12 protein-coding genes are annotated in these 11151 nt (G+C 55.5%); 2 read left to right on the forward strand and 10 right to left on the reverse strand.

Annotation, left to right across the window (positions count from 1 at the left end; all coding sequences use genetic code 11):
• Positions 1-50 precede the first annotated feature (50 nt).
• From QRN85_RS21525 to QRN85_RS21540, 4 genes are all read right to left on the reverse strand, one after another.
• Positions 51-1034 carry an aldo/keto reductase gene (locus tag QRN85_RS21525; RefSeq protein WP_122069222.1) on the reverse strand — a complete coding sequence of 328 codons (984 nt, stop codon included), beginning with the start codon at positions 1032-1034 and terminating at the stop codon, positions 51-53.
• Between the two features lie 66 nt (positions 1035-1100).
• The gene (locus QRN85_RS21530) at positions 1101-1856 is read right to left on the reverse strand and encodes an SDR family oxidoreductase (RefSeq protein WP_122069166.1); all 756 of its coding nucleotides are present in this window, start codon (positions 1854-1856) and stop codon (positions 1101-1103) included.
• Positions 1857-1976: 120 nt separating this feature from the next.
• The gene (locus tag QRN85_RS21535) at positions 1977-3395 is read right to left on the reverse strand and encodes an MFS transporter (RefSeq protein WP_502870817.1); all 1419 of its coding nucleotides are present in this window, start codon (positions 3393-3395) and stop codon (positions 1977-1979) included.
• Positions 3396-3477: 82 nt separating this feature from the next.
• Positions 3478-4011 carry a TetR/AcrR family transcriptional regulator gene (locus QRN85_RS21540; protein WP_122069223.1) on the reverse strand — a complete coding sequence of 178 codons (534 nt, stop codon included), beginning with the start codon at positions 4009-4011 and terminating at the stop codon, positions 3478-3480.
• 207 nt (positions 4012-4218) lie between these two features.
• Here QRN85_RS21540 and QRN85_RS21545 point away from each other — a divergent pair, with 207 nt between their 5' ends.
• On the forward strand, positions 4219-4608 hold the full coding sequence (locus QRN85_RS21545) for a RidA family protein (RefSeq protein WP_122069168.1): 390 nt from the start codon (positions 4219-4221) through the stop codon (positions 4606-4608).
• A 134-nt stretch (positions 4609-4742) separates the two neighbouring features.
• Here QRN85_RS21545 and QRN85_RS21550 read toward each other — a convergent pair whose 3' ends face one another.
• From QRN85_RS21550 to QRN85_RS21560, 3 genes are all read right to left on the reverse strand, one after another.
• Positions 4743-5036 (reverse strand): type II toxin-antitoxin system RelE/ParE family toxin, encoded by a 294-nt coding sequence (locus QRN85_RS21550; RefSeq protein ID WP_113171094.1) that lies wholly within the window; start codon positions 5034-5036, stop codon positions 4743-4745.
• Positions 5033-5341, reverse strand: a complete 309-nt coding sequence (locus QRN85_RS21555) for a type II toxin-antitoxin system RelB/DinJ family antitoxin (RefSeq protein ID WP_112960867.1) — start codon at positions 5339-5341, stop codon at positions 5033-5035. The genes QRN85_RS21550 and QRN85_RS21555 overlap by 4 nt, the downstream gene beginning before the upstream one ends.
• A gap of 72 nt (positions 5342-5413) precedes the next feature.
• The gene (locus QRN85_RS21560) at positions 5414-5803 is read right to left on the reverse strand and encodes a DUF2513 domain-containing protein (RefSeq protein WP_162927987.1); all 390 of its coding nucleotides are present in this window, start codon (positions 5801-5803) and stop codon (positions 5414-5416) included.
• 207 nt (positions 5804-6010) lie between these two features.
• Between QRN85_RS21560 and QRN85_RS21565 the strand changes: the two genes are divergently transcribed.
• Positions 6011-8326, forward strand: a complete 2316-nt coding sequence (locus QRN85_RS21565; RefSeq protein ID WP_284760042.1) for a hypothetical protein — start codon at positions 6011-6013, stop codon at positions 8324-8326.
• Between the two features lie 204 nt (positions 8327-8530).
• Here the strand turns inward: QRN85_RS21565 and QRN85_RS21570 are convergent, their stop codons facing one another.
• From QRN85_RS21570 to QRN85_RS21580, 3 genes are all read right to left on the reverse strand, one after another.
• Positions 8531-9793, reverse strand: coding sequence for a type II toxin-antitoxin system HipA family toxin (locus QRN85_RS21570; RefSeq protein ID WP_284760043.1), 1263 nt, complete (start codon positions 9791-9793; stop codon positions 8531-8533).
• A complete protein-coding gene (locus tag QRN85_RS21575; RefSeq protein WP_062590678.1) occupies positions 9790-10017 on the reverse strand; it encodes a helix-turn-helix domain-containing protein in 228 nt (75 codons plus the stop codon). The genes QRN85_RS21570 and QRN85_RS21575 overlap by 4 nt, the downstream gene beginning before the upstream one ends.
• A 149-nt stretch (positions 10018-10166) precedes the next feature.
• Positions 10167-11078, reverse strand: a complete 912-nt coding sequence (locus QRN85_RS21580; protein ID WP_092990775.1) for an HNH endonuclease — start codon at positions 11076-11078, stop codon at positions 10167-10169.
• Positions 11079-11151: the final 73 nt, after the last annotated feature.

Genomic DNA, 11151 nt, shown 5'->3' on the forward strand with positions numbered 1-11151 from the left:
CATAGGCTTCAGTGTTTTGCCACCAAACTAGTCGAACCAACATCCTGTCATCAGGAAAACCCAACGACAGAGTGTGGAATGTAGTTGATCTCAAGAGCTTGTATTTCAGGGTCGGTAAGCCTGATGGAAAGCGCGGCGACAGCGTCGTCCAAGTGCTGCAACTTGGTTGCGCCGATGATGGGTGCGGTGATCTCGGATTTAGACAGAACCCATGCCAGCGCAATCTGTGCTCTGGGCACTTCCCTCTCCTGCGCAATCCTGGCAACCGCCTCCGCCACGCGTCTGTCGGCGTCCTCGGTGGTTCGGGTGTAAAGGCCCTTTCCGATCTCGTCGGTTTCAGAGCGATCGCTCTGCGCGCTCCAATCGCGGGTCAGGCGACCACGTGCGAGCGGGCTCCACGGGATAACGCCAATACCCTCGGCTTTGCAAAGCGGGAGCATCTCTCTCTCCTCTTCACGATACAAGAGGTTCAGGTGGTTCTGCATGGAGACGAAACGAGACCATCCGTTCGCCTGCGAGACAGCGAGCATTTTCGAGAACTGCCACGCGTACATCGAAGACGCACCGATGTAGCGGGCTTTGCCCGCCTTGACGACGTCATGCAGCGCTTCCAGAGTCTCCTCGATAGGTGTCTGATGGTCGAACCGATGGATTTGATAGAGATCGACATAGTCAGTCCCCAAACGTTTTAGGCTGGCATCTATCTCGGAAAGAATGGCTTTTCGCGACAGACCTGCCCCATTTGGTCCGGGCTTCATCCGACCATTGACCTTTGTGGCGATGACCACATCGTCTCTCGTCGAGTACTCTCTTACAGCGCGGCCGAGGATTTCTTCGCTCGTTCCATCCGAGTAGACGTTGGCGGTATCGAAGAAGTTGAACCCCAATTCGATCGCTTTGCGGATAAAGGGGCGGCTTTGTTCTTCCGTTAGCGTCCAGGGGTGGCCTCCACGATCGGGCTCGCCATAGCTCATGCACCCAAGGCAGAGCCGGGAAAGCTCAAGGCCCGTATTTCCAAGGCGTGTATATTCCATGTCCATCTCCAATTTTCGCAACGAAAACCTGCCTGGTCGATCGGCAGATACCGCCTTGCTTAATGTTCAAGCGCTTATGCCGCCATCGACGAGAATGCCCGAGCCGGTAATGTAGCCAGCGCCAGGGCCTGCAAGGAATGCAACGGCCTCCGCGACTTCTCGGGCCCGACCGTATCGGGCAATAGCCAGGCTCGGCAAGATCGCAGGTGCCAGAGCGCCATCGGCAGGGTTCATATCGGTGTCGATCGGGCCAGGCCGGACCAGATTGACGGTAATTTCCCGCGGACCCAGTTCGCGCGCTAGACCACGTGTAAAACTTTCCAGAGCGGATTTGGTCGCTGCATAGACAGCAATTCCCGCGAAAGGCACAGCCAGGCCTGCATTGCTGCCAGTACTGATGATGCGGCCTCCGTCCGGGATGTGCTTCAGCGCTGCCTGAGTGATCAGAAAGACGCCGCGCACATTAACGTTCAACTGAAGATCGATCTCTTCTAGTGGCTGTGTGGAGAAATCACCGGCAAACAGGACGCCGGCATTGTTGACCAGGATGTCGAGGCCGCCGAGGTCAGCGACAGTTCGCTCAACCGCGGCTTTAGCAGCGTCTGGGCTCGCGGCATCAGCTTGAATGGCAATGGCTTTGCGGCCCATCACTCGGATCTCCGCAGCGATAGCTTCGGCTTTTTCCGCCGACCTCTCATAGGTGATCGCGACGTCGGCACCGTCTTCGGCCAGTTTTAACGCGATGGCCGCACCAATACCGCGTGCCGCACCGGTCACGAGAGCTCGCCTTCCCGCAAGCGGAGGAGTGGGAATGTTGTTCATGGGGTTTACCTCAAGATGTTGCAATTCGATCGGCCGAGAAATGGATTGTCCGAGGGTGGCCGACTGGGAGTGGGAATGGTCAAACTTTTAAAGGAAGAGCCGACGGCTCAACGTTCGCACTCATCGGTGGACTTCTTTGTCCGATGGCAGGCCCGCGGAAAGCCAACCTGCAATGAGGAGACAAAGACCAATCGCGACGGCTGCGATGCTGTAGGCATGGCCGATGGATCTCTCGTCGGATGCTGAACCCAGGATTGAGAAAAACAATCCGCCAATAAGCGCTGTTGCCAAAGCGCCCCCTATCTGGAGCATCGAATTGACCAGGCCGGAGGCCAAACCCGACCGCGCCGGGTCAACCCGCTGAACGACAGTCTTCACAAGATTTGGGAGCGCAATTCCCTGACCGGCGCCAATAAGGAACAGGGCGACGAATAGAAACTCTGGTGCCCCGAATGAGATCAGGGTAGCGGTCCCGAACAATCCAGCCGCTTCAAGCGTCATGCCTGCGGCGGCAGAATATCTCCCGAAGACGCGCAGGATGCTCCCGCTCGCGAATGGTCCCAAAACGAACCCGAGGGCCGCGGGAAGGATTGCAACTCCAGCCTCGAAAGGCGTACGGCCCAGGCCGCCCTGTTGGTAGACCGAAAATGTCAGCCAGAAAGCCGCAAAGGCGTAGAAAAACAAGGCTGAGAGCAGCCCGCGCGTCAGCCCAGGGACCTGGAGCATGCGAGGTTCGACAATCGGATCTCCTCCCGCGGCCCCTACCCTTAGCTCGTAACGCCAAAACAGCAGAAGAAGTGGCAGGGAAGCCGATAGCATCAAGATCGACCAGATCGGCCACCCTTGTTCACGGCCCTCAATGAGCGGCGAGATCAACGCAAACAACGCAACTGCGATTAGCGTCGCTCCACCCATATCCAGCTTCCTTGCATGCTCCGATCGGGTCTCGCGCAACATGACCAGCGCGGCCGGCGCGGCTATTCCGATCACGGGGAGGTTGATAAGGAAAATGGCTCTCCATCCGAGGCCAAAGACATTCAGTGCAATCAGCGCCCCACCGAGAAACAGGCCAGCCATTGATGCTACCCCAAATGTCAGGGCATAAAAGCTGAGTGCCTTCGACTTTTCGTGATCGGGAAAAATGGCATTGATTGACGCCAAGGCTTGAGGTGCCATGATCGCTGCCGCAAACCCCTGGAAGATACGACCGGTGATCAAGACCGAGGGTGACCAGGCGAAGCCGCACAAGGCAGAGGCGGCGGCGAATGCGACCATTCCAGCCAGAAAGACGTTTCGCCGACCATAAAGGTCGCCAAGCCTGCCACCGGTGATCAGCATGACTGCGTAGGTGGTGGCGTAGCCTGAAATAATGAGCTGCATCGTCGAGGCTGAAGCCTGAAAGTCTTCCCGGATCGAGGGCAGCGCCACGTTGACGATGAAGAAATCCAGCGGGGGCAGAAAAGCCCCGGTCAACAAGATGGCCAGCGCCGTCCACCTGCGCGGATCAAGACTGTCCTTGGCGTCATGGGATTGTATCAACTTTCTCTCCATATCGAGAAGCGGAACCGCTCAGCGGTTTGCAAAATGCGCAATTTCGGAACCGATTGGTTCCTTATTAAAGTCAGTCGAGCGGCTTCAGTGCGAAGTCAACCATCGCCCTGGTGGCCCCGCGATCGGCCCCTGTTTTCCCTAGAACTCTCATTCCCTGGATTTGACACACGAGGAACCTCGCCACAGTTCGCTCGTCCAGCCCAGGATCAATCTCACCAAGGGCTTGAGCCCTTATGATGGCAGCGGCATAAAGATCCTGCAGTCGCCGAAACAGTCGCGCAATTCGAGCGGAAACCTCGTCGTCTGCGGGAAGCATTTCGACGGCAGACAATACGACAAAGCAACCGCGAAGGCCCTCTTTACCTGAAGAATCCTCAACCTGCAGCGAAAAGGCTTCTCTAATTGCGGCTTTCGGCGACGGGTTTGCATGCAGGATTTCGCCAAGCTTACGAACGGCATCTTCGATGTAGACATCAAGCGCGCGGAGATAGACGCCGCGCTTATCCACGAACGCCTTGTAAAAACTACCCTTCGATAGCTCCATGCCTTCAAGCAGGTCGGGCAAAGACGCGTCGTGAAATCCACGGTCCCAGAAAACGCCCATTGCCTTTCGAACTGCGTCGTCAAGCTCGAACTCACGAGGGCGCCCAACCGACCGGGATGTCTGACCGCGTTTAATCATGGATCCAATATGGAACCATTCGGTTTCTATTGCAAGTCATATTTTTTGGTATTAGGTAGTCGCTCATAATTTCGTGGCGGCGCCCTTGGCTACTTAAGCCGCAAATAGTCAGAAGGAAAGTTCAGGCCAATGGATCGAGAAGTCATCATTCCCGACGAAATGCGCGAAATCGTCGCCCGTGCAGGATATGCCCCGGCGGTTAAGGTTGGCGATACGATCTACGTCGTCGGGCAAGTCGGCCGCACGAGGGACTTGCAAGTGATTGAGGACCCGCGAGAACAATTCAGGGCCATGTGGGAGAACCTCCGCATCGTCCTCGAGGCCGCGGACTGCACCTTCGACGACGTCGTGGAGATGACTAGCTATCATGTGGAGATGTCGAAGCACATGGATATTTTCCGGACGGCAAAGAACGAGGTCTTTCCAAAAGGAACTTACGCATGGACGCGCATCGGCATATCCGAACTCGCACATCCTGGCTTGCTCGCGGAGGTGAAATGCGTCGCGGTGAAGCGATAGCGGTTAGGTTCACACTGATCGGCGAACAGGCAATGCGCGCTCCATCGGAGAGCGATACCAGCATGGAACGGGGTACCAGCACCTTGAAAGGACTTGAACCGCAAACACCTTGATTCGGAAGCTATCAGGCGAGGCTAACTGATTGAGAAAGCTTCAGGCCACTCCTGAGCCCCGTGTAATACGCGTAGGATGCGGATCGTAGTTCCGCTAACTGCGTAAGCCGCTACGTAAGGCGTTCCGCTGATTACAAGCTCGCGCGTCCCGGCAATTCTGCCAAGCCGGCCACTTGCTGGAAAATCGATCAGGCGACGGACTGCAACGACGAGGCGTTCGTCAACCAAAACGGCGGCGGCCGGGTTCTCTGACTCGATAAACGTAAAAATTGCATCGCGATCCGATAAGGCAAACGCAGACCAAGTTAGTCTCAAGACGTCATACCCGCCGCCTTGTTGCGCGCAGCCTGCCGACGCTCTTCGAAATGAGCTTCGACTTCATCATCTGAAATATCCGGTCTTGTATCAGTGAGCGCCTCAAGCACCTTGGCGCGAAACCAGGTATCGTGAGCCTCACTGCCTGAAAAAAGTTCAAGCGGCAACATGCCCTCATTGGCGGTCCTCGTAAGCAATATGCGAACCGCGTCTGACACCGTAAGTCCCATACCTTCCAGAACTAAGGACGCCCGGTCACGAACGTCAGCATCGATACGAGTTTGAACGAGCGCATTTGCAGCCATAACTATCTCCAGATTGGTATGGAATAGTACTGCAATTGAATTACAAAATCTAGCATTCGTCTTTTCGCCAATCTATTTTTTAAGTGCGATACCAAACTGCGACGATAGTTGCTCGGAAATATAAGCGACAGCAACTGCCTTCGCGATCTCGAAGGTGCCTCCTCCCGCCCTTCTCATAATAGCGTTGGTATGATCCCAAACATCTTTGCGTCGGACACTGTCTAGGAACTCATGGCCGCTCCAACTCAGTCCCCGAAAGCTCACTGAAATCGAAGGCTGCTTTTTGATCCTCAACGGCATAAGGAAACCTCCATCATCCAGCAGGTGCAGATGATAATGGATAACCTCGTCCCGGTACCCCTCAATTGCGACCTCAGGACTGCTGCCGGTCAACAATAGCCCGCCGGTGCCATCAATTTCTATGGCGTCCAACCTGAGCAGAAGCTCTCTGATCAGAACCATATCTCGCGTTATAAGTTCGTATCTCCTGCCAACAATTCGGAAGATAACACATCCGAACATTCACTTGAATGGAAGTCCCCTGAACGAACTACGCGCGCCAGACATATTGATGCGCGCATTTTTTGAGCGTTAATATCTCGTCAACCCAATTCCCTTAGCAAGCCGCCCCCGGGCTGGGCTGGGCTGTAATCTGCAAGGGAAACCTGAATGAGCATAGATCAATCGGCAATCGTCTTTCGGCGCAAGATTTCCAGCTTCTGCGAGATGAAGGTGGCGCCGCTTACGGATGCAAAGCAATTTCGCGCGCTTTCACAATACATGATCGGTCTGATTGACGACCGGATGCCTCCTCCCATGCTCGGCAGGCATGTCAATTGGGAAGAAATCTCGTTGGCATGCGGTCTTGAGCAGATATCAGCAGAACTCAGGAGGGTCGGCCAGTACGGTTTCGATGCCATCTCACGGTGGTTCGCTGAAACCGGGCGAAGTCATAAAAGACCCTCGGCCACAGGCAAAGCAACAAAGACACGCAGCCGCGCAAAAAGCCTTTCGAATAAAAGCACGCCTGACGCGGCCAAAACCAGTTATCGATCAAAAACCGGTCCGAAGCCCAAGCCCATCGAAGAGTTCCCAGAACCACTCTTCGAGACTTACGACGAACCGGTATCATTTCAGGCTGCTCTCCAATTCCATATCGACCGTTTCGGTGAGAGCTATTACCATTTGCATCGTGCCATATTCCGAGACGGCGATGCGCTTGAAGCAACAACATTGCTGAGCTGGCTGAAGGGGACGAAAGTGCCACGCAGTGTGGCAAACCTGGAAATTCTCAATCGCATAGAGCGACGGTACCGATTGCCACTCGGTTATTTCAAGGAAAAGCTTCCTCACCAGTCTCGTGCCGGGGTCGGATATGATGTCGGTGACGATGTCTCTCCTGCAGAGCGTCGACGTCTGGCGTGGCATCTGCCGGATGATTTCAATTCATTGCCGGAGGAAAAGCGTGCCGAAATTCTTGAATGGGTCAGGCGCGTGATCTTAACCGGTGCGACGGACTACCGTCGTTATCAGGCACTGGCTACGAAGCAACGTTATGCCATCCGCTTCCCTGGTGTGACGTACGGCGGTTCTCATAGACCGATGTCGTCATCCCGTAAGGTAGTCGATAAATGTAAGGACGAGCTTGAAGACCCAGATATGCTTTCCGGGGTAATCGACGCACCTGCCCAACTTGCGCTCGAAATGGCCAATCTGATGTCGTTCAAGACCGCAACCCTGACTGCAGTCGGCTTCAAACGCAATGGAGTATGGGGCGAGGAGACGGCATCTCAGAAGCTCGAACATCTTGGGTTGATGTTTGGTGCTCTTGCTGCGTCACCTGAGGGCGAAGTCGCCGGTCGAGGCGTGCCGCTAAGCGCATTGAGCTTCGGCCTGCTAGTGTTTCCAAGTGTCTGGGATTGGTATCTACAGTGGCGTGAGCGGCGACGCGGCTTCTACACGGCTTGGGAAGCGGACATGCTGAGCATCTCATTGTCGCTCACCCGGGAGGAAACCGGTTGGATCAGGCAGCATCCTGAACTCATCGAGCGCGTGATGCCGGTAAGTGGCTTGGTTACAAAGGAAGAGATTGCCTTCGCCCGACGTGATTGGCACGCTTGCTGCGATGCGTTCCATTCCCATGCAAGAAACCGGATCAGGGAAATCCAGCGGGTCATGCGGGTCCACCGAGACCCGTTCGAGCCAATCATGTGCGTGCTTGAGGCACCGAGCCCTCTTGCCGAATACCGCAAGATTACTGACGAAATCCTCCTCCGTATGCCCGACAAAGACCGCTACCCGAGAGCTGCAGCAGAATCTGTACGCTCGTTTCTCATGCTAAGGCTAGGACTTCATCTAGGCCTGCGGCAAAAAAATCTGCGTCAACTGCTGTTTTGCCCACGCGGCCATTTCCCGACGTCTGAAAGGCGTCTTGAAGAAATGCGCCGTGGAGAAATTCGGTGGAACGACAGAGAGAATGGCTGGGAGGTATTGATCCCATCGGTCGCATTCAAGAATGCCAACTCGTCCTTCTTCGGATCTAAGCCATTCAGGCTGATCCTGCCTGATCTGCTTGACCTCTACCACTACATCAACGCCTACATCGAACGTCACCGAAAGATTCTACTCGGTCACGCTACCGATCCGGGGACGTTCTTCGTCAAGACCGTCAAGCTATCAAGCGCTGACGCGGCCTATAATCAGACGACATTCTATGAAGCTTGGCGTCTCATCATCCAACGCTACGGCATCTATAACCCGTACACTGGTCGCGGAGCGATCAGTGGGCTGCTGCCACACGGCCCCCACAATGTTCGGGACGTGTTGGCAACTCACATTCTGAAACTAACCGGCTCATATGAACAGGCGAGCTACGCCATTCAGGATACGCCGGAAATGGTTCAACAACATTATGGTCGTTTCTTGCCGCAAGACAAAGCAGCACTGGCGGCAAAAATACTAAACCAGGTTTGGGAGGCGGCTTGAAGACAAGTTGCTGGCGATGCCGCAAACATCGCCAGCGTTTCCGTGATTAAATCCACTGATCCAGCGAGAACTGCTTTGCCGCTGATTGCACTGCGAGCTATGGATTCGAAACAGGCATGCACAAGGCTAGCTCTTGAAGGGATACGAACCGCCGGCCCGTTGGTCGAAGGACAAAGCGCTAGATATCCGCGACCATTCAAACACTTAAGATACCTGCTGCGTGACTCTCTGCAATGAACCAGCCCGGCTTGAGATGACCTTGCGAATTCCGCTCAGGATGGGATGATTGATCCCCTCGTCTGCCAACTCTGCAAGAAGGATATCAACCTCGCTCACAATCCTTTCCGCCATTTGGGCAAGGTCGCGAACAAGGATGCGCTGAGAAGATTTGGTTTCGGGCACAAGTGTCGCCCAATGCTTCAGCTGGATCGTGTCGGGCACATCGCGGCCGCCAATCTTCATGGCGAGCCTCTTTGACAAGCGAGGATAAACGGCCGTGCAAACGACATCGTAGATCGGTGCCAGATCCGGTTCATCGGAGCCATAAAGCAGGGCGTAGTTCTTGCCGTGGGCATCGGCGTTGCCGACGAGATAATGGAAGATCAGCATGCGGATGAATTGCAACCGATCCGCGACAGGTCTAGCGCAGGCCTGGTCGATCAGCCCGAGAGCATGTCCTGTCCCCGGTCCGCCCTCGGCCTCATACTTCAGCTCCGGCGGGACGCTAAGGGCCTGGCAAAAGTCTTCCTGGTGTAAGCGCTCAATGATACCGTCTGCAGCTTTCGTCCGATCATAACGCTCAACCAGGAGAAAGGCAGTCGCCCGGGCTAGGCGTATCTCGACATGGGGTACCGGCAGCTTGAGGCGAGCAGCCAGCCGCATACAAAAATACTCGTTCTCCACCGTGCCTTCCAAAGCCTGGATGACTGGTTTCAAGATATGGGTCGTTGGTCTGCCGTCTTTTGCCAAGGCAATGGAATCTCCATCGACAATGACCGCCAGTTTATCCTGCGCGCCGGCGAGCGATAGGCGAATGCCCTCGTCTCCGCCAAGCAAAGGCCGGGTCCGCAGCCTGCTGAGAATTTCATCCAGGCGTTCCGAAGTGAGAATTTCGGCTTGGGACTGGCCGGGAGGTTCGGGCACCGTGCCGGTCGGATAGAGTGACAAGGCACCTGCGCATTCGCCCCCGATAACTTCCAGTAGTCCGAAGGCATTGCCTGCCGAAAGGCCGAGCGCCCCAGCGAGGCGTTGCCGCGCGCCTTCGTCAGGCAAGAGACCGGAGAAAAACGGGCGCACCACCTGATCACCGAAGGCTTCTTCCTGCAGGGGCATCGAGAACGAGATCGCACGCGATCGTTGGTCCAGGAGATACGCGCCATCGTAGGCAAAAGTCAGCAGGCCGTCGTCAAGCCGGCCGAGTACGCCCGCCTTGGTGTCGCGAAAATAGACGTCCAATACCCGGGTCATGATCGCGGGCCCTGGCGACGCCCGACCGAAACAAGAAGGCCAAGACCGGCCAAGACTTGCATCGCACGGCCAATCTGGCAGCTCTCTTTGCCGGCCTCGAGTTCACGCAGAAAACGTACCCCCACACCAATCACCCCGGCGAGTTGCTCCTGGGTTAACCCTTGCTGTTTGCGCTCCTGACGGATTAGCATGCCGAGGCTTTTCGTATCTTTGATCTTTTCCATAATCACCCCTATCGGGATGATTATATCATCAGATGGTGCAAAAGGAAGACAAAAGAACCGATCGGGATGATTTTAGGATTACTGGCGCCAACTGACTGAAATAGAACCGATCGGGATGAATCCACATCACCGCAGGACTACCCAAATGTTTACTGCTTGAAACAGTTCTCACGGTGCCATCTCAGGAACTGGGGATGTGGCCTCTCGAAAACCCTGCTAGGCACGATCGCCTTCCCGGTCTTGTTGAGGAGTCCTTGAATGCTGTCAGGATCATTCGCCTGACGCGATATCAGGATATCAAGATCGTCCGAAAGGCCAATCAGACCGCGGTCAAACATCCAGTGTGCGGTGCCCGAAAGAGCAATTCCGTTGGAAAGAATGTCAGGCCCGCTCGCTTCCACCGGCCGGATATGTGCGGCGTCGACCTCTGCCCGGCCACCACCGTTGATGAGCTTCAATCCCGTGATGGCGCATCGTTTGTCATAAGCGTGAAGAACGAGGCGGCGAAACAGCCGATTTCGAACGATCCGCGACGAGAGTTGCGTAACCCGGTCGCGCTCCTGCTCGAACATGAACGGCGCTTGAGCTTCATCTGCAAATCCATCGACCGCATGCGTCACCCCCGGCTCATCCAGCCGAGGCAGTTCAGGCTCATGCTCGTCTATGCCAATAGATACGATGCGGTTGAAATCTGCTGCGGATATCGGCCGGACTGCGGCCTGTGCTCTGCCCGAAATGCGGCCCTCTTCATTCAGCACGCCTCGCTCTATGACACCGTCTGGTCCGCTGAACGGAACGGGATTGATGAAGTCGAGATAGCTGCCTTGTTCGATCAGCGCCAGATACATGCCGGGGGCCTTCGGATCAGGAATAACCCGTTCAACCTTGGCGACAGCAAAATAGCCGCGGGTCGCTGCGACTTTCCGAGGCTCGTAGTAGACGATCCAGTCACCTACACAGGCCTGGACACGACCGAGATACTGACCCGGGAACTGGTATTGTTCAGCCGGGCTATCGTCGTAAATCGAATCTGACCGGTGAATGAAAACCCCGAATCCCATCTGCAACCTTTAGCATGAGGCTCATGATGCTTCATTTGAAATCTGGGAACCTGAGCCTAGCCCCAAAAGCTCG

The organism is Agrobacterium sp. fls2-241-TYG-188a, from assembly GCF_030209845.1.

Excerpts from the sequence above, each read along its gene's own strand:
- QRN85_RS21580 (WP_092990775.1), bottom strand. The coding sequence starts at position 11,078 with ATGGGATTCGGGGTTTTCATTCACCGGTCAGATTCGATTTACGACGAT.
- QRN85_RS21570 (WP_284760043.1), bottom strand. The coding sequence starts at position 9,793 with ATGACCCGGGTATTGGACGTCTATTTTCGCGACACCAAGGCGGGCGTA.
- QRN85_RS21530 (WP_122069166.1), bottom strand. The coding sequence starts at position 1,856 with ATGAACAACATTCCCACTCCTCCGCTTGCGGGAAGGCGAGCTCTCGTG.
- QRN85_RS21565 (WP_284760042.1), top strand. The coding sequence starts at position 6,011 with ATGAGCATAGATCAATCGGCAATCGTCTTTCGGCGCAAGATTTCCAGC.
- QRN85_RS21560 (WP_162927987.1), bottom strand. The coding sequence starts at position 5,803 with ATGGTTCTGATCAGAGAGCTTCTGCTCAGGTTGGACGCCATAGAAATT.
- QRN85_RS21540 (WP_122069223.1), bottom strand. The coding sequence starts at position 4,011 with ATGGGCGTTTTCTGGGACCGTGGATTTCACGACGCGTCTTTGCCCGAC.
- QRN85_RS21525 (WP_122069222.1), bottom strand. The coding sequence starts at position 1,034 with ATGGAATATACACGCCTTGGAAATACGGGCCTTGAGCTTTCCCGGCTC.
- QRN85_RS21555 (WP_112960867.1), bottom strand. The coding sequence starts at position 5,341 with ATGGCTGCAAATGCGCTCGTTCAAACTCGTATCGATGCTGACGTTCGT.
- QRN85_RS21545 (WP_122069168.1), top strand. The coding sequence starts at position 4,219 with ATGGATCGAGAAGTCATCATTCCCGACGAAATGCGCGAAATCGTCGCC.
- QRN85_RS21575 (WP_062590678.1), bottom strand. The coding sequence starts at position 10,017 with ATGGAAAAGATCAAAGATACGAAAAGCCTCGGCATGCTAATCCGTCAG.